The organism is Pseudomonas sp. FA117 (genome assembly GCF_057370475.1).
Map to the genome: position 1 here is coordinate 2,469,200 of NZ_CM170675.1, position 20,542 is coordinate 2,489,741.

20 protein-coding genes are annotated in these 20,542 nt (G+C 64.7%); 5 read left to right on the forward strand and 15 right to left on the reverse strand.

Annotated elements, in window-relative coordinates; genetic code table 11:
- Window positions 1-53: 53 nt before the first annotated feature.
- The 5 genes from AC1TXO_RS11380 to AC1TXO_RS11400 form a co-directional block, all read right to left on the reverse strand.
- Window positions 54-1,109 (reverse strand): GlxA family transcriptional regulator, encoded by a 1,056-nt coding sequence (locus tag AC1TXO_RS11380; RefSeq protein WP_486406404.1) that lies wholly within the window; start codon window positions 1,107-1,109, stop codon window positions 54-56.
- Window positions 1,110-1,191: 82 nt separating this feature from the next.
- On the reverse strand, window positions 1,192-2,166 hold the full coding sequence (locus tag AC1TXO_RS11385; RefSeq protein ID WP_486406405.1) for a PDR/VanB family oxidoreductase: 975 nt from the start codon (window positions 2,164-2,166) through the stop codon (window positions 1,192-1,194).
- A gap of 57 nt (window positions 2,167-2,223) precedes the next feature.
- The gene (locus AC1TXO_RS11390; RefSeq protein WP_486406406.1) at window positions 2,224-3,345 is read right to left on the reverse strand and encodes an aromatic ring-hydroxylating oxygenase subunit alpha; all 1,122 of its coding nucleotides are present in this window, start codon (window positions 3,343-3,345) and stop codon (window positions 2,224-2,226) included.
- Between the two features lie 146 nt (window positions 3,346-3,491).
- Window positions 3,492-5,090, reverse strand: coding sequence for a BCCT family transporter (locus tag AC1TXO_RS11395; protein WP_486406407.1), 1,599 nt, complete (start codon window positions 5,088-5,090; stop codon window positions 3,492-3,494).
- A gap of 227 nt (window positions 5,091-5,317) precedes the next feature.
- Entirely contained in the window at window positions 5,318-6,409 is a 1,092-nt protein-coding gene (locus tag AC1TXO_RS11400) for a tartrate dehydrogenase (protein ID WP_486406408.1), read from the reverse strand.
- Window positions 6,410-6,505: 96 nt separating this feature from the next.
- Between AC1TXO_RS11400 and AC1TXO_RS11405 the strand changes: the two genes are divergently transcribed.
- On the forward strand, window positions 6,506-7,417 hold the full coding sequence (locus AC1TXO_RS11405; RefSeq protein WP_486406409.1) for a LysR family transcriptional regulator: 912 nt from the start codon (window positions 6,506-6,508) through the stop codon (window positions 7,415-7,417).
- Window positions 7,418-7,427: 10 nt separating this feature from the next.
- On the opposite strand, the gene AC1TXO_RS11410 is transcribed toward AC1TXO_RS11405, so the two are convergent.
- From AC1TXO_RS11410 to AC1TXO_RS11425, 4 genes are read right to left on the reverse strand one after another with little or no spacing between them, the layout of a single operon-like run.
- Window positions 7,428-8,576: an ABC transporter ATP-binding protein gene (locus AC1TXO_RS11410; RefSeq protein ID WP_486406410.1), complete on the reverse strand. Its 1,149-nt coding sequence runs from the start codon at window positions 8,574-8,576 to the stop codon at window positions 7,428-7,430.
- An 18-nt stretch (window positions 8,577-8,594) separates the two neighbouring features.
- Window positions 8,595-9,404 (reverse strand): ABC transporter permease, encoded by an 810-nt coding sequence (locus AC1TXO_RS11415; RefSeq protein ID WP_486406411.1) that lies wholly within the window; start codon window positions 9,402-9,404, stop codon window positions 8,595-8,597.
- A gap of 6 nt (window positions 9,405-9,410) precedes the next feature.
- Window positions 9,411-10,316: an ABC transporter permease gene (locus AC1TXO_RS11420; RefSeq protein ID WP_486406412.1), complete on the reverse strand. Its 906-nt coding sequence runs from the start codon at window positions 10,314-10,316 to the stop codon at window positions 9,411-9,413.
- A complete protein-coding gene (locus AC1TXO_RS11425) occupies window positions 10,313-11,338 on the reverse strand; it encodes an ABC transporter substrate-binding protein (RefSeq protein WP_486406413.1) in 1,026 nt (341 codons plus the stop codon). Before AC1TXO_RS11425 ends, AC1TXO_RS11420 begins: the two co-directional genes overlap by 4 nt.
- A 324-nt stretch (window positions 11,339-11,662) precedes the next feature.
- Here AC1TXO_RS11425 and AC1TXO_RS11430 point away from each other — a divergent pair, with 324 nt between their 5' ends.
- Both AC1TXO_RS11430 and AC1TXO_RS11435 read left to right on the forward strand, forming a co-directional pair.
- Entirely contained in the window at window positions 11,663-13,063 is a 1,401-nt protein-coding gene (locus AC1TXO_RS11430; protein ID WP_486406414.1) for a PAAR domain-containing protein, read from the forward strand.
- Window positions 13,056-13,445: a hypothetical protein gene (locus AC1TXO_RS11435; protein WP_486406415.1), complete on the forward strand. Its 390-nt coding sequence runs from the start codon at window positions 13,056-13,058 to the stop codon at window positions 13,443-13,445. Before AC1TXO_RS11430 ends, AC1TXO_RS11435 begins: the two co-directional genes overlap by 8 nt.
- Before the next feature lie 48 nt (window positions 13,446-13,493).
- Here the strand turns inward: AC1TXO_RS11435 and ribBA are convergent, their stop codons facing one another.
- A complete protein-coding gene (ribBA, locus tag AC1TXO_RS11440) occupies window positions 13,494-14,606 on the reverse strand; it encodes a bifunctional 3,4-dihydroxy-2-butanone-4-phosphate synthase/GTP cyclohydrolase II (protein WP_486406416.1) in 1,113 nt (370 codons plus the stop codon).
- Window positions 14,607-14,683: 77 nt separating this feature from the next.
- On the opposite strand from ribBA, the gene AC1TXO_RS11445 reads away from it, so the two are divergent.
- The gene (locus tag AC1TXO_RS11445) at window positions 14,684-14,977 is read left to right on the forward strand and encodes a DUF1330 domain-containing protein (protein WP_486406417.1); all 294 of its coding nucleotides are present in this window, start codon (window positions 14,684-14,686) and stop codon (window positions 14,975-14,977) included.
- Between the two features lie 51 nt (window positions 14,978-15,028).
- Here AC1TXO_RS11445 and AC1TXO_RS11450 read toward each other — a convergent pair whose 3' ends face one another.
- The 3 genes from AC1TXO_RS11450 to argC form a co-directional block, all read right to left on the reverse strand.
- The gene (locus AC1TXO_RS11450; protein WP_486406418.1) at window positions 15,029-16,441 is read right to left on the reverse strand and encodes a purine-cytosine permease family protein; all 1,413 of its coding nucleotides are present in this window, start codon (window positions 16,439-16,441) and stop codon (window positions 15,029-15,031) included.
- A gap of 307 nt (window positions 16,442-16,748) precedes the next feature.
- The gene (locus AC1TXO_RS11455; protein ID WP_486406419.1) at window positions 16,749-17,435 is read right to left on the reverse strand and encodes a GNAT family N-acetyltransferase; all 687 of its coding nucleotides are present in this window, start codon (window positions 17,433-17,435) and stop codon (window positions 16,749-16,751) included.
- An 84-nt stretch (window positions 17,436-17,519) separates the two neighbouring features.
- The gene (argC, locus tag AC1TXO_RS11460; RefSeq protein WP_486406420.1) at window positions 17,520-18,455 is read right to left on the reverse strand and encodes an N-acetyl-gamma-glutamyl-phosphate reductase; all 936 of its coding nucleotides are present in this window, start codon (window positions 18,453-18,455) and stop codon (window positions 17,520-17,522) included.
- Between the two features lie 123 nt (window positions 18,456-18,578).
- Here argC and AC1TXO_RS11465 point away from each other — a divergent pair, with 123 nt between their 5' ends.
- Window positions 18,579-19,460 carry a LysR family transcriptional regulator gene (locus AC1TXO_RS11465; RefSeq protein ID WP_486406421.1) on the forward strand — a complete coding sequence of 294 codons (882 nt, stop codon included), beginning with the start codon at window positions 18,579-18,581 and terminating at the stop codon, window positions 19,458-19,460.
- A gap of 7 nt (window positions 19,461-19,467) precedes the next feature.
- Here AC1TXO_RS11465 and AC1TXO_RS11470 read toward each other — a convergent pair whose 3' ends face one another.
- Together AC1TXO_RS11470 and AC1TXO_RS11475 are read right to left on the reverse strand one after the other, a co-directional pair.
- Window positions 19,468-19,674: a tautomerase family protein gene (locus AC1TXO_RS11470; RefSeq protein WP_486406422.1), complete on the reverse strand. Its 207-nt coding sequence runs from the start codon at window positions 19,672-19,674 to the stop codon at window positions 19,468-19,470.
- Window positions 19,675-19,691: 17 nt separating this feature from the next.
- The gene (locus AC1TXO_RS11475) at window positions 19,692-20,426 is read right to left on the reverse strand and encodes an SDR family NAD(P)-dependent oxidoreductase (RefSeq protein ID WP_486406423.1); all 735 of its coding nucleotides are present in this window, start codon (window positions 20,424-20,426) and stop codon (window positions 19,692-19,694) included.
- Window positions 20,427-20,542 lie beyond the last annotated feature (116 nt).

The following is a 20,542-nucleotide window of genomic DNA, read 5'->3' on the forward strand; positions in this document are numbered from 1 at the left end:
AGCCACAAGGCTCGATCTGTCGCGGCGATGCTACGGGCGGTGCCGGGCAGGCCCTAGGTCAAAGATCCCTGGATTTCGGCCAGGGGCACGCTGCGGGCAAAACGGGCGCGGTAGTCGCGTGGGCTGACCTGCAGGTGGCGCTGAAAAGCCAGGCGCAGGCGCTCTTCATTGCCGAAGCCGCACTGGCGTGCGATCTGCTCGATACGCTGCGCGGAGTTCTCCAGAAGACGGCGCGCGGCCTCCACGCGAAACAGCTCAAGGGTCTTGGCGGGCGTGCGTCCGGTCTTCTGCTTGTACACCCGGGTGAAGTTGCGCAGGCTCATGTTTGCCTGCTCCGCCAAGCGTTCGACGCTCAGGCGTGGGTCGCCCAGATGGTCGTTGAGCCATAGGTGCAAGGCTTCGAAGGCGCCGCTGTCTTCGCCCTGGGCCTTGAGCAGTTCACTGAACTGGGTCTGGCCGCCGGGCCGCTTGAGAAATACCACCAGCTCGCGCGCCACTTGCATGGCCACTTCGCGGCCACAGTCGGCTTCGACCAGGGCCAGTGCCAGGTCGATGCCGGCGCTGACGCCGGCTGAGGTCCACAGGTGTCCTTGTTCGACGAAGATCGATTCGGCATCGACCTGCACCTCAGGGAACAGCCGTTCCAGGGCGTCGCACATCGCCCAATGGGTTGCCGCCCGACGGCCTTGCAGCAAGCCTGCGGCCGCGAGCAGAAAGGTGCCGCTGCAGACCGAAGCCGTGCGGCGAGCCTTGTGACTGGCGCGGCGTAGCGCGTCGACCAGTTCGCCTTGTTCGGGCAACAGTCCGATGATGTGCGGGGCGCCAGGAACGACCAGCGTGTCGAGGTGCTGATCGAGCAGGGTGGCCAATGGTTCGCTGTCCACTGCCAGGCCTTCGGCTGTCGCTACCAGGCCGCCAGCAAGGCTTGCCGTACGCACTTCATAGCCTGGCAATCCTCGCTCGCTGCACGCCTTGCTGGCTGCCCAGAACACTGTCTGTGCACCTGTCAGGTCAAGCAGGCCCATGTGCGGGTAGGCGAGAAACAGCACACGGCGTGGCGGGGCGACACCGCAAGCAGGGGCATCTGGCAGGTGGGCGGGGTGGGTCATGGGCAGGTCGGCATGAGGAGGATGCCTCCATGTTACTGCACCGCGGGCGAGGCCGCGGTGCCGAGCTGCCGGATGGCCTGATCTACAGGTCCAGCACGAGCCGTGCGCTGCGCGCGCGCGAGACGCACAGCATCATGGTCTGCTGCGAGGCTTTCTCCTCATCGCTCAGGTACTGGTCGAAATGCTCGGCCTCGCCTTCGAGGATGGCCGTTTCGCAAGTGCCGCACACACCTTCGCGGCACAGGCACTCGACCTTGGCGGCCTTGGACTTCTCGATGGCCTGGAGGATGGTCATGCCTTGCTCGACTTCAAGCTCGGTGCCCGAGCGCGCCAGCACTACGGTGAAGGCGCTGCCAGTTGCCGGGGCGGCAGCAGCGAACTGTTCCCAGTGCACCCGTGCCTCGTCGATGCCGGCGGCTGCAGCGTTGGTGATCACGGCGTCGATCAGCGGCTTGGGGCCACAGACGTAGAGGTGGGCATCGGCGGGCTGGTCGGCGCACAGGGCGGCCAGGTCCAGCTTGCGCTCGAGGCTGTCGATGTAGAACTGCGTGCTGCAGGCGTGCGGACCTGCCTGCAGGTCGGCCTGAAAGGCGCCGTGCTCCGGCGCGCGGAATGCGTAGTGCAGCTCATAGGGGGTAGCGCCGCCCTCGAGCTCGTGCAGTTGCGCCAGGAACGGGGTGATGCCGATGCCACCGGCGATCAGCACATGGCGGCCGGCTGAAGGGTCCAGGGCGAACAGGTTGTTCGGGGTGGAGATGGTCAGTTCGCTGCCCACTTCGACCTGGTGGTGCATGAACGCCGAGCCACCCTTGGACTGCTCCTCCAGGCGCACGCCGATCTGGTAGCTGGACAGCTGGCGCGGGTCGCTCATCAGCGAATAGGCGTTGCTGAACAGGCGGCCATCGGCCCCCTGCATCTGCACGATGACATGGCTGCCGCCGCTGAAGGCCGGCAGGGCGCCGCCATCGGCGCGGGCCAGGGTGAAGCGTTTGATCAGCGGCGTGGCCTGCTCCACACCGGTGACCGTTACCTTGAACATCTCGTAGTGCTTGGCCATGGCGTACCTCGACAACGAAGCCCCGCGCCGGCCGGGCGCGGGGCAGACTCCGGGAAATCAGTCGTCCAGGTGGGCGACGGCGATCAGGTTGTGGAAGTGGGCCAGGCCGTGCTCGCTGACGCCGCTGCGCTGCGGGTCGACCATGATCCGGCCCTGGCCGCGATAGCCACGGGACTTGAGGCCCTTCTGCACGCTCTCCACCAGGCGCAGGTCTTCGGGGCGGAACACTTCGCGGTACCAGTCGATGAGCTTTTGCTGCTCCTGGCTGATCTCCTTGTCGAGGAAGTAGATGTCGTAGTGCTGCAGGGTGGTGTCGGCATCGATCGGCAGCTCGTAGAGCACGGTCATGAAGTTGGCTCCCGGCGGCACGTTGAACATGGTGCACGGCCAGGCCCAGAAACCGGCGAAGGAAGGATCCTTGACCGTATCATCGAAGCTGAACGATTGATCCGACGCGGTCGCCACGCCGTACTGCAGGGTCCAGTTGCCGTGCAGGCTGTGGCTGTACTGGCCGACATCCACCGAGGCAGAGAAGTCCGGGTGGGCCGGGGCGCAGTGGTAGCACTCCAGGTAGTTGTCGACGATGGACTTCCAGTTGGCCGGGGTCTTGCTGACGAAACGTGCGGCCAGGTGCAGGTCGTCGATCACCGGGCACGCGGCGCGCATGCGCTGTTGCAGGCCAGGCAGCTGGTCTTCGACCGAGCCTGCATCGTTGTCCATGTTGATGAAGATGAAGCCTGCGTATTCCTCGACGCGCAGCTGCACCAGCGTGGAGTTCTCCTTGTCGAAGTTGACCACGTTCTCGCAGTTGCGCGCGTGGGCCAGTTCGCCGTCGAGCTTGAAGGTCCAGGCGTGGTAGGGGCAGGTGATGACGTTCTTGGCCTTGCCGCTGCCTTCGAGCAGTTGGTGGCCGCGATGCGGGCACACGTTGTAGAAGGCGCGCAGCACCTCGTCGCGGCCGCGCACGACGATGATGCTTTCACCGATCACTTCGCGGGTGATGTAGGCGTTCTTCTCGGCGACTTCGCTGCGGTGGGCGACGCAGATCCAGGTGCGGGCGAAGATCGCTTCCTTCTCGTGCTCGAACACCGACGCCTCGGTGTAGAAACTGGCGGGAATGGTGTAGGCCTCTTCCGGGTTGGCGCAGAAGTCGGCGGGCAGGCGTTTGAAATCGTTCATGGCTGTCTCTCGGTTTTATTTTGGTTAACGCGTATCTATCAGTTAACAATCAGGGTAAAAAAATTTGCCTTCCGGGTGCGGGTCATGCCGGTGGTGGCAGGCTTGCCCGTGAAGCGGCCAGCCCACCACCCATCACCGAGCGCCGGTCAATGCATCGCCGCCGCACTGCGCGGTGCTTTCGCTTCGGGTTCTTCCCCGGCCAGGCGCGCGGCCTCTTCCTCGATACGGTAGGCAGGCATGTCGCCGTAGTCGGCGGCCAGCCACTTGAAGAAGCCGTAGATCTTCACCAGCAGGATCACCATGAACGGGATCGCGGTCAGTACCACGGCGGTCTTCATGGTCGACAGCGAGGCCTTGGCGAACAGCATGGCCAGTGGCACCAGGGTCAGCACCACGCACCAGAACAGGCGCAGGGTCGGGCTCGGGTCGTCGCCTTCGCGCAGGTTGCGGGTGCTGGTAGCGGCGACCGCGTAGGCCGCCGCGTCCATGTGCGAGGCGCAGAACACCGCCATGATGAACAGGTACGCCGCCAGGAACAGCGTGCCCCATGGCAGGGCCAGCAGCAGGTCGGTCACCGCCGCTTCGCCGCCCAGTTCGCTGAGCATCTTCGGCACGTCGATCTGGCCGCTGATGAACTGGTGCATGCTGTAGCTTTCCAGCGCGCCGAAGAAGAACCAGCAGCCGAAACTGCCGCCCATCAGCAGGGCGAACACCACTTCCTTGATCTGCCGGCCGCGCGACACGCGGGCGACGAACATGGCCACGCCCGGCGCATAGGAGACCCACCACAACCAGTAGAACACCGTCCAGTTGCGGGTGAAGGCGCCATCGCCGGCCGGGTCGGTGAACAGGCTCATGTGCACGTAGTGCTGGAACATCAGGCCGACGGCATTGGCGGTGTTGTTGATGGTGAACTGGGTCGGGCCGACCAGCAGCACTACACCGGCGAACACCAGGGCGCCGATGCAGACCATCTTCGACAGGCGCTGCAGGCCGCCGTCGATGCCGATGTAGGAACTGAGCGAGAACAGCAGCGCCACGGCACCGATCACCAGCAGTTGCACGGTAAAGGTGTTGGGGGTGCCGGCAAGGTCGGACAGGCCGCGGGTCAGGGTCGAGGCGGTGAGTGCCAGCGACACGGTCAGTGCACCCATCATGGTCAGCAGGAAGATCAGGTCGACTGCACGGCCGACCGGGCCGGTGGCCTTGAAGCCGGTCACCGCCTCGATGATCGAAGCCAGGTTCAGGCCGGTCTTCTTGCGCACGTGGAAGTGATAGGCCAGGGCCAGCGAGGCCAGGGCGTAGATCGACCAGGCGCTGATGCCCCAGTGGAAGAACGAGTAGCTGACGCTGTACTCCAGGGCCTGGGCCGACATCGGGGCGATGTTCAGACCGGGGGTCTGGTAGTAGTAGGCCCACTCCATCACGCCCCAGTACAGGGTCGACGACCCCATGCCGGCACAGATGAACATGAACACCCAGGTGGTGGTGGCGTATTCGGGCTTGCCGCTGCCCAGGCGGATGTTGCCGTACTTGCTGAATGCGATGTACAGCACCGCGAGGGTACTGCCGAACACCAGCACCTGGACGCTGGTGCCGAAGGTGCGGGTGGAGAGTTCGAACAGCTGGTTGGCCATGCCTTCGGCCTGGAGGGGGAAGGCAGCGAGGCCGATCACGGTGAGCAGTACGGCAAGCAGGCTCATGGCGATCAGGAACACGTCGATCTTTTTGTTATCGGGGGACATCAAGTTGTCTCCTGGAGCTTTTCTTGTAGTAGGAGTCAGGCGTTGGGGAAGTCCGTATCGGTGAGGCTTTCGGTAATCCTGTTAACCATCGATTAACATAAATCTTTTGGTTAACGAAGTGTGCATGGAATCGTGCAGCGCCGCAAGAGGATCGTCGGACAATCCGCATGACGGGTGGTGTGACATCTGTGGGAGTGGCCCCAGGGATGGGGCCTTGCAGGCCTGGGTCAGGCGCCGAGCAACTCGGCGATGGCCTTGCCCACTTCCTGGGTCGAGCGGCTGCCGCCCATGTCGCGGGTGGTGTCGCCATTGGCGATCACCGTTTCGATGGCCTTGAGGATGTCGTCGTGGGCGGCCTGGTAGCGGGCGTCGTTGCCATCCTTGCCGAGGAACTCGAGCATCAGCGCGCCGGACCAGATCATTGCGATCGGGTTGGCGATGTTCTGGCCGTAGATGTCCGGCGCCGAGCCGTGCACCGGCTCGAACAGCGACGGGAACCTGCGTTCGGGGTTGAGGTTGGCCGATGGTGCGATGCCGATGGTGCCGGCGCACGCCGGGCCGAGGTCGGAGAGGATGTCGCCGAACAGGTTGGAGGCCACCACCACGTCGAAGCGCTCCGGCTGCAGCACGAAGCGTGCGCAGAGGATGTCGATGTGCTGCTTGTCCCAGCTGATCTCGGGGTAGTGTGCGGCCATCGCGGCGGTGCGTTCGTCCCAGTAGGGCATGCTCACGGCCATGCCGTTGGACTTGGTGGCCGAGGTCAGGTGCTTGCGCTCGCGGGTCTGGGCCACGTCGAAGGCGTACTTGAGGATGCGGTCGACGCCACGGCGGGTGAACACCGATTCCTGCAGCACGAATTCGTTGTCGGTGCCTTCGAACATGCGGCCGCCGAGCGAGGAGTATTCACCCTCGGTGTTCTCGCGGATCACCACGAAGTCGATGTCGCCCGGCTGCTTGTTGGCCAGTGGGCAGGGCACGCCGGGGAACAGGCGCACCGGACGGATGTTCACGTACTGGTCGAAATCGCGGCGGAACTTGAGCAGCGAGCCCCACAGCGAGATATGGTCGGGCACCTTGTCCGGCCAGCCGACGGCACCGAAGTACAGAGCATCGAAGCCCTTGAGCTGTTCGAACCAGTCGTCGGGCATCATCTTGCCGTGGGCCAGGTAATAGTCGCAGCTGGCCCATTCGAAGAACTCGAACTGCAGGTCCAGGCCATGCTTGCGCGCGGCGGCCTCGACCACGCGCAGGCCTTCGGGGAGGACTTCGTTGCCGATGCCGTCACCCGGGATGGCGGCGATTTTGAAGGTCTTGGTCATGGAGCGCATCTCGTGGGTGGGAACAGATGCGGCTCATGCTATAAGGGTGCGAATCAGAGATAATCTGCTCATTCATTTATTCTTAGTGTACGTATCGTGAATAATCTGCCGAACCTCGATGACCTCGATATCTTCCTCGACGTGGCCCGGCGCGCCAGCTTTGCTGCGGTAGCGGATGAGCGCGGCATGTCGGCGGCGTTCGTCAGCAAGCGCATCCGCCTGCTCGAAGAAAGCCTGGGCGTGCGCCTGCTGCACCGCACCACGCGACGGGTCACGGTGAGCGAGGAGGGCGAGCGGGTCTATCAATGGGCGCAGCAGATCTTCAACGCCCTGCAGGGTATGGACGACGACCTCAACGCCGGCCAGCGCGAGCCGGCCGGGCAACTGCGCATCGCCAGCAGCCTGGGGCTGGGGCGGCGTTTCGTGGCGCCGGCGCTGTCGGAACTGGCGGCGCGCTATCCGCGCCTGGACATCCGCCTGGACGTGCATGACCGCCTGGTGGACCTGATCGCCGAGGGGGTCGACCTGGACATCCGCGTAGGCAACGTCATCGCCCCGCACCTGATCGCCAAGCCCCTGGCGCGCAATCGCCGGGTGCTCTGCGCGTCGCCCGCCTATCTGGCCCGGCGCGGCACGCCGCGCACCCTGGCAGAGCTGGCCAGCCACGATTGCCTGGTAATCAAGGAGCGTGATCACCCGTTCGGTCTGTGGCACCTGGAAGGGCCCAACGGCGAGGAGAACGTGCGGGTGACCGGACCGCTGTCGAGCAACCACGGCGAAGTGGCGCACCAGTGGTGCCTGGACGGGCGCGGCATCCTCCTGCGTTCATGGTGGGATGTGCACGACAACCTGGTCGATGGCCGGCTGGTGCAGGTGTTGGAGGGTTACCAGCAGGCGGCGGATATCTGGGCGGTGTACACCGCGCCCCTGGCCGGATCGGCCAAGGTGCGGGTGGCGGTGGAGTTCTTCCGCCAGTACTTTGCCGAGCGCTATCGGTTGCCGGGATGAGGCGCGCGCCTCAGTGCGCTCCTGCCGCCTTGTTCAGGTCGCTTTCGGCCCACTCGGTGTAGATGCAGGCATCGGCGACCGCCCAGCGCACCTTGACCGTGTCGCCCGGTTGCATCGGCATGCCGGCCGCCGACAACGCCTTGACCGTCATCTCGCTGCCGCCTGCGGTGACCACGTGGCAGGTCTGGCTTTCACCGAGGAACAGCACTTCGCCGACCTTGGCGCTCACCTCGTTCCAGCCGGCCGGCAGCGGCTCGCGCGCGGCCTGCTCGCTGCCCAGGGCCAGGGCCTTCTCCGGGCGGACCATGATCAGCGCCTGCTGCCCGGCCGACAGCCCCGAGGTCAGGCGCACGGCCAGTGACTGGCCCTCGAACGTCGCCGCGCCATGGCTGCTGGCCGTGACCCTGAGGAAATTGGAGTTGCCCAGGAACGAGGCGACGAACGCATTCGGCGGGTTCTGGTAGAGCTCGTAGCCGCTGCCCAGCCCGACGATCTTGCCATGGCTGAAGATGGCGATGCGCTGGGACAGGCGCATGGCTTCTTCCTGGTCATGGGTGACGTAGACGATGGTGATGCCCAGGCGGCGGTGCAACTGGCGAAGCTCGTCCTGCAGGTCTTCGCGCAGTTTCTTGTCCAGCGCCCCGAGCGGTTCGTCCATCAGCAGGATGCGTGGCTCGTACACCAATGCCCGGGCAATGGCCACGCGCTGCTGCTGGCCGCCGGACAGCTGCGCCGGGCGGCGGTGGGCAAACTGCTCCAGTTGCACCAGCTTGAGCATCGCATCGACGCGCCTGGCGATCTCGGCGCTGGCCATCTTGCGGATGCCCAGCGGGAAGGCGATGTTGTCGCGCACGCTCAGGTGCGGGAACAGCGAGTAGCGCTGGAAGACCATGCCGATGTCGCGCTTGTGCGGCGGCACGTTCACCAGCGAGCGGCCTTCGACCAGGATCTCGCCGCTGCTGGGCGTCTCGAAGCCGGCCAGCATCGACAGGGTGGTGGACTTGCCCGAGCCGCTGGAGCCGAGGAAGGTAAGGAACTCGCCATCCTGGATGTCCAGGCTGATGTCGTCGACGGCGGCGAAGTCGCCGTAATGCTTGTTCAGGTTGCGCAGGCTGACCAGGGTACTGGTGTGCGCGGCTTCTTTGATGACTGCACTCATTGTTGTTGTCTCCGGCACTCAGGCGTTGGTGGGGTTGCGGCGGCGCAAGGCGCTGGCGATGACCATGACCAGGATCGACAGCCCGATCAGCAGGGTCGAGGCCACGGCGATCACCGGGCTCAGGTCCTGGCGCAGGGTGGTCCACATCTTTACCGGCAGGGTCTGCAGGTCGGGGCTGGCCATCATCACGCTGAGCACCACTTCATCCCACGACACCAGGAAGGCGAACAGGCCACCGGCGATCATGCCCGGGCGAATCGCCGGGAAGGTCACCCTGAAGATCGCCTGCAGCCGCGAGGCGCCGCAGATCACCGCGGCATCCTCGATCGACTGGTCGAACAGCTTCAGCGAGTTGATGATCGAGATGATGGTGAAGGGCAGGGCGACGATCACGTGGCTGACCACGAAGGCGAACAGCGTGCCGGTGTAGCCGAACTTGAGGAACAGCGCGTAGACCGCCACGGCGATGATCACCAGCGGCACGATCATCGGCATGGTGAACAGCCCGTACAGCAGTTCGCGCCCGGGGAAGCGGCCGCGCACCAGGGCGAAGGCGGTGGGCAGGCCCAGGGCCACGGCGGCGAGGGTGGTCAGCACGGCGACCTTGAGGCTGGCCAGTGCGGCGTCCATCCACTCGGGGTTGGAGAAGAACTGGCCGTACCACTTGAAGGTCCAGCCCGGCGGCGGGAACACCAGCCACTGCGAGGAGCCGAACGACAGCAGGACGATGAACACCACCGGCAGCAGCAGGAAAGCGGCGATGATCCCGGTGGTCAGGTACAGGCCCGCGCGCAGCGGGCGACCCATGGCGTTGGGGGACAGGAGCATGGCGGATTACCTCGCGTTGCCGACCGGGGATTCCGGCTGCAGCTTCAGGTACAGGTAGAAAAGCACCAAGGTGATCACCACCAGCAGTGCCGCGGCGGCGCTGGCCAGGCCCCAGTTGAGGAACGACTGCACCTGCTGGATGATGAATTCGGGCAGCATCATGTTCTGCGCGCCACCGAGCAGCGCCGGCGTGACGTAGTAACCGAGCGACATCACGAACACCATCAAGGCGCCTGAAAACAGGCCCGGCCGGCACAGCGGGATGAACACCTTCCAGAAGTTGCTCCAGGGGCTGGCGCCGCAGATCGAGCCGGCCTGCAGCACCATCGGGTCGATGGCCTGCATGGTCGCCTGCAGCGGCAGGACGATGAACGGGATCATGATGTAGCTCATGCCGATCACCACGCCGGTGAGGTTGTGCACCATCTCCAGCGGCGCATCGATGATGCCCAGCGCCATCAGCACCTTGTTGATCACCCCCGAGCCTTGCAGCAGCACCAGCCAGGAATAGGTGCGCGCCAGCAGGCTGGTCCACATCGACAGCAGCACGATGTTCAGCAGCCAACGGCCCCAGCCGCGCGGCACCAGGGTGATCGCCCAGGCCAGCGGAAAGCCCAGCAGCACGCTGATCAGGGTGACCAGGCCGGCCACCGAGAAGGTGTTGAACAGTACCCGGGCGTAGGCCGAATTGGCGAACAGCTGCTCGTAGTTGCCCAGCCCCGGTACCGGCTCCAGCACCCCGCGCAACAGCAGGCCGACCAGCGGCGCGAAGAAGAACAGGCCGAGGAACAGCAGCGCCGGCAGCAGGTTGCGGCTGCCGCGCCAGCGCTGGCTCAGCGGCGTGCGGCGCATGGGCGCCGGCGCGGCGCCGGTGCCCTGGGCGTTATGCAGGGCGTTGATCGCGACTTTCATTTGACCAGCCACTCATTCCAGCGCGCAGCGATGGCCTGGCCGTTCTTGGCCCAGTAGGCGAAGTCGAGGGTGACCTGGTCCTGGGCGTAGGCGGTGGGCAGGTTCGGTGCGAGTTTCTTGTCCAGTTCGGCGACGCTGTCGAGGTTTACCGGGGCGTAGGCAGTGAGGTTGGCGAAGTCGGCCTGGCCCTTGGCGCTGCTGGCGTTGGCCAGGAACTTCATCGCCGCGTCCTTGTTCTTCGCGCCCTTGGGGATGACCAGGAAGTCGGCCATGACCAGGTTCTGCTTCCAGCTGACCCCCACCGGGGCGCCGTCTTGCTGCAGGGCGTAGACGCGGCCGTTCCAGAACTGCCCGAGCGAGGCTTCACCGGAGGCCAGCAGCTGTTGCGACTGAGCGCCGCCGCCCCACCAGACGATGTCTTTCTTGATGGTGTCGAGCTTCTTGAAGGCGCGGTCCAGGTCCAGCGGGTAGAGCTTGTCGGCAGGCACGCCGTCGGCCAGCAGTGCCAGTTCCAGCACGCCAGGGCTCGGCCACTTGTACAGCGCGCGCTTGCCGGGGTAGGTGCTGGTGTCGAACAGGGCGCTCCAGTCGACCGGCTTGTTGGCGCCGAGCTTGCCCTCGTTGTAGCCGAGCACGAAGGAGAAGAAGAACGAGCCCACGCCATGGTCGGAGACGAAGCGCGGGTCGATGCGTTCGCGCTGGATGGTGGTGAAGTCGAGGGGTTCGAGCAGGCCTTCGCTGGCGGCGCGCAGGGCGAAGTCGGCTTCGACGTCGACCACGTCCCATTGCACGTTGCCGCTCTCGACCATGGCCTTGAGCTTGCCGTAGTCGGTAGGGCCGTCCTGCACGACCTTGATGTTGGCGCTTTTGCTGAAGGGCTCGGCCCATGCCTGTTTCTGGGCGTCCTGGGTGGTGCCGCCCCAACTGACGAAGTTGAGGCTGTCGGCGGCCTGGGTGGCCTGGCAGGCCAAGGCCAGCAGGCTTGCGGACAGCACAGCGGTGACTCGTTTGCTCAACAGCATGGTTACGCCCTCGTTGCTTTTGTTATTCGAGGCGGGGCTTTTGTCGCGCCCGCCAACTGTGTTCGGGAGCAGCTTTTTCAGGTGGTTCGTGGCCGTTGTGTGATTGTAGGTGCGGCCGGCAGATTCAAGGTCTACGGGATATCATATTATGGTATTCCAAGCTTTTGGCAAGCGTTCGGTGTTACCGGCGATCACGTGCGACATTGCAGAGCGCGCTGAATCGTCATTTCTCGCTGTAGGAAATGTCTATTTCGTGCCTGCCAAGGAAGTAGGTCGCCTTGCGCCTGTTAGGTTTGCGCATTCCTCAAGCAACGGAGTCTGCGCATGCTTCGCGTCAATCTGAATGGCAAAGGTCAAGCGCTGGACGGCGACATGACCTCCACCGGCGCTGTGTGTATCGCAAGTGGTATCAATTATCAGGCGAACGATCGTGTCGTGCTGCGGCAGGGTGACAGCACTACGCCATGTCCTGTATGTGGTGAGGTCGGCACCGTTGTCGAAGGTGTACCGTGGTTTGTGTCTTACGGTCGCCCAGTGGCCGTGGATGGGGCGTTGGTCGGCTGTGGATGCCCCAGTGGCAGCAATCGCGTGGTGGCTCCTCTAGGCCATGGAGTGGCGGCAGGTCCTGCGAGGCTGACCTCGGGTGCTTTTAAGGCAACCACCTCACCATCGCTTGCACCCGCTGTGGCTTCCATGAAATCGAACCTCTATGCAGGCCAGGGGGCTCGGTTCTCTGCACTGGAGCCTGGCTTCTACATCGTCCCGCGCAGCATGTCCGGCCCTCAGGTGCTGGCCCGACTGCTGTCGCAAGACTCGACGCTCCCTATCGCTCGGCTACAGCGGCTGAACCCTACCTTCGCGCACGGCTTCAAGGCGGGTGAGATCTTTGTTGTCGGTAACCTTGACAATCTCCAGGCGTGCACTCACGAAGAGGCGCTACTGATGCAGGCTGCCGAACACGCGCGTGGGGCCTTGGCGACGCTCAGCGAGGCAGAAGCCAACTTCATGATGGAACACATCGGGGAGATTGCCGGAGTGTTGAGTGGAGCAAGCAGTTCCATGGGGGTGGGCAAGGACATGCTCGATCAGGGCTTGGGACGTGTCAAGGACACGCTCAAGGGCATCGAAGCATTGCACCAGCGGCAGTTCACACTGCATGGCCATCTGCACAGTCCCGAGTTCTTCACTTCGCGCCAGGCCTTGTATCAGCAGCTCAGTGCGCAATTGAGCAGTTCGTTCCTGCACAAACGACTGAACCTGGGAGGCTATGAGACGTTGCGCCGGGACTTGGGTATTTCGCCGAAGAGCCTGGTGCATCACTGGAAAAAGGCCGGAGGACCGGGGCAGATACCGGGATATGCAACGCACTTGGATGAAGTGGCGAAAACAGCGCGGTATTTGAAGTATGGGGGGTATGTGGCGATTGGACTGGGTGCGACAGCTTCGTACCTGAAGGTGCAAGAGGCTTGTCGGTCTGGAGAAACCGATGAGTGTCGCAAGGTGCGCTTTACCGAAACGGGCGCTTTTGGCGGGAGCCTGGTAGCAGGTTTTGGTGGCGGTATCGCTGCGGGCAAGGTGGCTAACCTAGTCTGCCATTTTGGGGTGTGGGGAAAAGCAGTTTGCGGTATCGCGTTGGTAGGGGCAGGCTCCCTTGGTGCCGCAGAATGGGGTGGACGTTACGGAGAGTATTGGGGGGAGTTGCTCTACGAGGTCTCAGATGATTGATGCCAGCAGTTGGTCGGCTAATTGCAAATTGGTATTCGTAGGTGCGCCCTTTGCAATTATGTTGGTGGGGATTTTGATGGTGCTTCATATTTCCGCATCTCGTCACTTCGTCGCGATGTGTCGTGCTTTTGGAAGAAGCTCGGGGATTGATGCGGAAATCAAAGTTTGGGGAGTGGCCTCGTTTTGGTCGCGAATGCTCATAGTGGCAGCCATGAGCTCAGCGCTAACGTGTCCTTCGATTGGTATTCGGCGTGGAACGCTGGATCCTCTTGATGTAGAAAAGTTTCCGTATTGCTTGAAGCGCCGCATACAGATTGCAACGTTATGCATTTTCCTCGGGCTGCTTTGGTTGATGGGGTTATCTGTTTTTCGCTTCAAATGACGCACGCCCGCGGCAGCGGGCGTTCAGATTTCACGTATTGATAGCGAATCAGATCGTTTCGAAGGCAACGCTCTGCACCACCTCCAGCTCATACCCTGCCAGCCCCGCGTACTTGAGCGGCGGCCCCAGGTGACGCAGCTTGCCCACGCCCAGGTCCTGCAGGATCTGCGCGCCGGTGCCGACCTCCGAATACACCTTCGATTGCCCGCGTTGGTAGGGGCGCTGTGGCTGGGTGAGCTGGGGCACCCGTTCGAGCAGGGCCTGGGACGACTCATGGTTGGCGAGGATCACCACCACCCCGGCACCTTCTGCCGCTACCCGCTCCAGCGCCGCCCACAGCGTCCAGTTGGCAGGCCCCGCATATTCGGCGCCGACCAGATCGCGCAGCGGGTCGATCACATGCACCCGTACCAGCGTCGGCTGCTCGCGGCGAATGTCGCCCATCACCATCGCCATGTGCACACCACCTTCGATGCGGTCCTCGAAGGTCACCAGGCGGAAGGTGCCGTGGACCGTCGGCAGCTCGCGCTCGCCGATGCGCCTGACCGTCTGTTCGGTGCTCAGGCGATGGTGGATGAGGTCGGCGATGGTGCCGATCTTGATGCCATGGCGCTTGGCGAACAGCTCAAGATCAGGCCGGCGGGCCATGCTGCCGTCGTCGTTGAGCACTTCGACGATCACCGAGGCCGGGGCGAAGCCTGCCAGGCGCGCCAGGTCGCAACCGGCCTCGGTGTGGCCGGCGCGGGTGAGCACGCCGCCTTCGCGGGCGCGCAGCGGGAAGACATGACCGGGCTGGGCCAGGTCTTCGGGGCGGGCGTCCCTGGCCATGGCGGCTGCGATGGTGCGTGCGCGATCAGCGGCGGAGATCCCCGTGGTGACACCGCTGGCGGCTTCGATCGACACGGTGAAGGCGGTGCTGAACGCACTGCCGTTGGTCGGTACCATCTGCTCCAGGCCCAAGCGCTGGCAGTGTTCGTCGGTCAGGGTCAGGCAGATCAGCCCGCGTGCCTCACGGGCCATGAAGTTGATGGCCTGGGCGTCACAGCGCTCGGCGGCGATCAGCAGGTCGCCTTCGTTCTCCCGGTCCTCGTCGTCCACCAGCAGCACCATTCTGCCCTGGCGATAGTCTTCGAGAAGTTCTTCGATGCTGTTGAAAGCCATGCTGCACGCTCGCTGTGGTCAGGTGATCTTTATGGTATACCATAATACACAAATAACCCTGTACAGGAGATCGACGGATGAAGGCCTACTGGATCGCCCATGTGGACGTTACCGACCCGGAGCAATACCAGCAGTACACCCAGCGGGCGCCAGCAGCGTTCGTGGCGTTTGGCGGACGCTTCCTGGCCCGCGGCGGCAGGAGCGAGGCGATGGAGGGAAGGGCGACGCCGCAGCGCAGCGTGGTGATCGAGTTCGACTCGTACGAACAGGCGGTGGCCTGCTATCGGTCGGATCTGTATCAGGAGGCCTGCCGTTATCGGCAGGGGGTGGCCAAGGCCGAGGTGATCATCGTGGAAGGGTTCGAGCCGTAGGGCAGGCCCGGCGCAGCTCGCCCTGCACAGGTGCAGGGCGAGCGCTTTGCGTCAATGTCCGGCAGCGAGCTTGGTGCCCATCTGGCGACGGCGGTAGGCGCTGTCACGGCTGGCCAGCCACCAGTACAGCGGGGTGGTCACCGCCAGCCCGACCAGCCACGACAGGTCGGCACCGTTGATGTGTTCCGACACCGGTCCCACGTACAGCGGGGTGTTCATGAACGGAATCTGCACCACGATGCCGATCACGTAGGCGATCAGCGCCTGCGGGTTGTAGCGCCCGTAGATTCCGCCATCGACCTTGAAGATCGACTGGATGTCGTACTCGCCCTTGTGGATGGCGTAGAAGTCGATCAGGTTGATTGCGGTCCACGGCACCAGCACCACCAGCAGCACCAGCACCATGTCGACGAAGTGGCCAATGAAGTCGGAGGAGGCGAACACCGCCACCACGCTGCACGCGGCCAGCACGACCAGCGACAGCACGGCGCGGGTCTTGGCGGTCGGGATCCAGCGGTAGGCGAAGGTCTGCACCAGGGTGATGATCGACAGCACCGCACCATACAGGTTGAGTGCGTTGTGGCTGATCACGCTGAGCAGGAACAGCACCAGCATCAGCGGGCCGATGGCGCCGGTGGCCATTTTCACGGCATCCATGGTGTCCATCCCGGCCGGGATCGCCAGCACGGCGACGGCGCCGAAGATGAACGACAGGCTCGAGCCCAGCGCCGAACCCAGGTAGGTGGTCCAGAAGGTCGACGACACTTTCACGTCGGCCGGCAGGTAGCGCGAATAGTCCGACACGTAGGGGGCGAAGGCGATCTGCCACAGCGCCGCCAGCGACACGGTGGCCAGCCAGCCGGAGATGTTGAAGCTGCCACGGCTGAGGAAGTCGTCGCTCTGTACATGGGTGAAGATGTAGCCGAAACCGATCACGATGCCGATGCCCAGCACCCAGGTGCCGATGCGGTTGAGCACATGGATGAAGCGGTAGCCGATGATGCCGATGATCCCCGAGCCCAGGGCGCCGATGACGATGCCCACCGGCACCGGCACGCTGTCGACTACCCCGTGCAGCGACTTGCCCGCCAGCACGATGTTGGATGCGAAGAAACCGATGTACATCACGCCGGCGATCACCACCACCAGCAGCGCGCCGAGGGTGCCGAACTGGGCACGGCTCTGGATCATCTGCGGGATGCCCATCTGCGGGCCCTGGGCCGAGTGCAGTGCCATGAGCACGCCGCCGACCAGGTGGCCGACCAGGATCGCGACGATGCCCCAGATCAGGTTGAGGTGGAACAGCTGCACGCCGAGGGCGCCGGTGACGATGGGCAGCGGCGCGATGTTGCCGCCGAACCACAGGGTGAACAAGTCCTTTACCTTTCCATGGCGGTCTTCGGGGGGCACGTATCCGATCGTGTGTTTTTCTATGAGAGGTGCCGATGTGGCTGCGCTGGTCATGACGGACTCCAAGGCAAGGATGGGCACTTCACAGGTGCCCGGACGCGCGTCGGCAAAAGGCGACGCTTTCTTGTTGGAGCGATCATGGGGCGTGGGCGGGGAAGGATAAATTAGTAAATATGTGCTCATGAACGTTAAAAAAACTAAGTTCGCGAATGGGGCACAAGGTGCGACCGCAAGCGCTGTGCCAGCGGGCTGGAGAGGGCATGCCGTGGGCGTGGTGCAGAGCGGTGGCGGGTCTTTTGCACTGTTGTGGTGCAAAAGGCCCGCAAAGGGGGCGGGTCAGAAAATCAGCAGCGCCCCGGGGTCAGTGCACCCGACGGCGGGTCGCCACGCAGGCCTGGGCTTGCAGGGCCAGTTCGTCCAGGCGCTCGTCGCGCTGCTGCTCGGCTTCGATCATCGCGTCCTCGCCATGCTGCTTGAGCAGGTAGGCGTGGATCTGGCGCACTTCGAGGGTCTGGTAGATCGGTGCGATATCCAGTCGTCCCACCAGCGCGTCGCTGGCCTTGCCGGTGCTGCTCATCAGGACCTGCGGCCCGTTGGCGCTCACCGCCTGCAGGCCCATGGCCTCGAACCAGGGTACGGTGTTGGCGAAGCTGCTCAGTTCCACGCAGGCGTAGCGGCTGCGCAGGTCTGCCAGCAGTGCACGGGCGATGCCCTGGCGGCGCTGGGCGGGGTTCACGGCGAGAAACGCCAGGACGCAGGCCTGGTCGTCGTCCTGGGCGGGCAGGGCGAGGGCGAAGCCGCACAGTCGATCCGGCGCCTCGGCATCCAGCGCCAGGATCAGTTCCACGGCCAGGCCACGGGTGCCGTCCAGGGCTTGCAGGTACTGGTGGACTTCCAGGCCGACGCCGTACTGGTACAGGGGATAGAGCGGATTGTCCGGTGTGATGGCGACGCTGCTCAGCTCGCCGACATGCTCGATCACCAGCTGGCGGATCTGGTTCTGGAAGGATTCGGGCGGCACGCCGTCGAGGCGGCTCAGGATGAACATCGGGGGACAGGCTCCGGCGGTTGAACTCACCCCGCGCCTGGATGACGCGGGGTGGACAGTCTAACCGCTTTTAGCGTCCTGGCCTTACTGGCGCAGCGCCGCCAGGAGCAGATCGAGGTTCTGCACCGCGGCGCCCGAGGCGCCCTTGCCCAGGTTGTCGAACACTGCCGTCATCAGGACCTGGCCATGCTCGGGATTGGCGTACAGCGCCAGGCGCAGGTCATTGGTGCCGTTCAGGGATTGCGGGTCCAGGGGCGTGGCCGGGCCTTGCTGGTGCAGCGGCATCACCTGGACGTGGCGCGCGCCTTGGTAATGCTGCTGCAGGCAAGCCTGCAGGTGCTCGGCTGTCACGCCAGGCGCCAGCAGGCGCAGCTGCAGGGCGATGCTCAGCACGATGCCCTGGCGGTAGTTGCCGTAACCGGGCAGGAATACCGGGCGGGCACTGAGACCGGCGTGGGCCTGGATCTCGGGCACATGTTTGTGTGCCAGTTCCAGCCCATAGAGCTGCAAGGCAGGTGCCGGCTCTGCGCCCGGTTGCTCATGGCGCTCGACGGCAGCGCGCCCGCCGCCGGAGTAACCGGAAATGGCCTGCACGGTGAGCGGATAGTCGGCCGGCAGCAAGCCTGCATTGACCAGCGGGCGCAGCAAGGCGATGGCGCCGGTCGGGTAGCAGCCCGGGTTGCTGATGCGCGTTGCCTGGGCGATGCGCTCGGCCTGCTGGTCGTCCAGCTCTGGCAGGCCATAGACCCAGCCCGGGGTGGTGCGGTGGGCGGAGCTGGCGTCGATGACCCGCACCGCCGGGTTGCGCAGGGTCGCCACCGCCTCGCGCGCCGCAGCGTCGGGCAGGCAGAGCAGGGCGATGTCGGCACTGTTGATGGCCTCGGCGCGGCGCTGCGCGTCCTTGCGCTCGGCTTCGGGCAGGGTCAGCAGTTGCAGGTCGCTGCGCCCGTGCAGGCGTGCGTGGATCTGCAGGCCGGTGGTGCCTTGGTCGCCGTCGATGAACACGATGGGCTGATGCATGGTGGAAATCCGTTCGATGAAGAAGTGGCTCCATGCTCGCCGTTGTTGGATCTGAAGAAAATTTGAATATCATGATGCAGATGTTCAGGTTTTCTGAATCACGGCCAGACAAGGATCATCACCATGCGAGAAATCAGCCTCGACCGCCTGCGCACCCTGGTGGTGATCGCCGACCAGGGCTCCTTCGCCGAGGCTGCACGCCAGCTGAACCTGGCGCCCCCGACCATCAGCCTGCATGTGGCCGAACTGGAGGCGCGGGTCGGTGCTGCGCTGCTCACCCGCACCCGCGGGCAGGTGCGCGCCACGGTGGTTGGCGAAACCCTGCTGGCGCGTGCCCGCCGCCTGCTGGCCGACGCCGACCAGGCATTGGACGAGGTGCGCAGGCAGGTCGCCGGGCTCACCGGACGGGTGCGCCTGGGCGCCTCCACCGGCGCCATCGCCCACTTGCTGCCCAGCGCCCTGGCGGCCTTGCGCAGCGAGCATCCGGGGATCGACGTGCAGGTTCAGGTGCTGACCTCGCAGGCGTCGCTGGCGCGACTGCGCGAGGGCAGCCTGGACATCGGCCTGGTGGCGTTGCCGCAGGTGGCGGTGAAGGGCGTGAGGCTCACGCCGTGGCGGCGCGACCCGATCATGGCCTATCTGCCGGCCGACTGGCAGCCACCGGCACGGGTGACCCCCGCCTGGCTCGGGCAGCGGGCGCTGATTCTCAACGACAGCAGCACGCAACTGTCGCGGGTGACGAGCGACTGGTTCGCTGCAGCGGGGCTGTATCCGCAGGCGCGGATCGAACTGAACTACAACGATGCGATCAAGAGCCTGGTGGCGGCAGGGTATGGTGCAACGTTGCTGCCGCAGGAAGGCGCAGCGCCCGAACCGGACCTGCGCATTGCCCGGCGTCCCCTGCGCCCTGGGTTATGGCGGGCGCTGGGGGTTGCCTGTCGGGAGGGAGAGGTGGAGCGGGCCACCGGTCATGTGCTGGAGGCGTTGGCGCGGTTGCGCCAGTGATCGAGGCCTAACCGCGCTCGCGCTTGCGCACTGCGGTCACCGTCTCGCCGCCCACCCCCCAGTTGTCGGTGGGCACTTCCTCGATCACCACGAAGGTGCTCGCCGGCGGCTTGTTCAGCACTCGCTGCAGCAACTCGGTGGTGCCTTCGATCAGTTGACGCTTGTGCTCGGCGCTGACGCCTTCTTCGGTCACGCGGATATGAACGTATGGCATGGCAGGTTCCTCGGGTTTCAGTGCCAGGTGCCGGCGGTGCCACCGCCGTCAACCGGAAGTACGACGCCGCTGACGAAGCGGGCGTCGGTCAGGTACAGCACGGCATCGACGATGTCCTGCGGGGTGCCGGTGCGACCGCTGGGCGACAGCACCCCCAGACCCTCGACGTTGTTGTTGTGCAACGGTGTCTCGATGATTCCCGGCGCCACGGCGTTGACTTGCACGCCGCTTCCGGCCAGCTCCAGGGCCAGCCCCCTGACCGCCTGGTTCAGGCCGCCCTTGACCAGGATCGGCAGCACCGCCGGTACCCGCGCATTGGGCTGCAGGGCCACCGAGGCGGTGATCGCGATGATCTGCCCATGGCCCTGGGCGGTCATGCGCCTGGCCGCCGCCTGGGAAGGATAGAAGAAGCCCTTGAGGTTGGTGGCGAACAGCGCGTCGATGTCCTGCTCGGTGTAGTCGATGAAGGGCTTGGGAATGAAGATCCCGGCGTTGTTGACCAGGATGTCGACGCCCCCGAAGGTCTGCTCGGCGGTTTCGATCAGGCGCTGCGCGGTGGCGGGATCGGCGATGTCACCGGCAACGCCCACGAAAGCGGACGGGTGGCCCAGTGCGCTGGCAGCCTGGTCGAGGCGTGCCTGGGTCCGGGCATTGCCGACTACATTGTCGCCACGTTCGAGGAAGGCCTTGGCCAGGGCGAAACCCAGGCCGCTGGATGCGCCGGTGATGATGACGGTTCTTGCTGTGCTCATGGGGGGATCTCCAGGTGGGCGAGCCGGCTGGCTCGTCTGTGGAGGCCACTGTAGAACCCTGTCAGGGGTTGAAAAATAAGGCGCATGGCATTTCAATCGATACTTCATGTAATCAA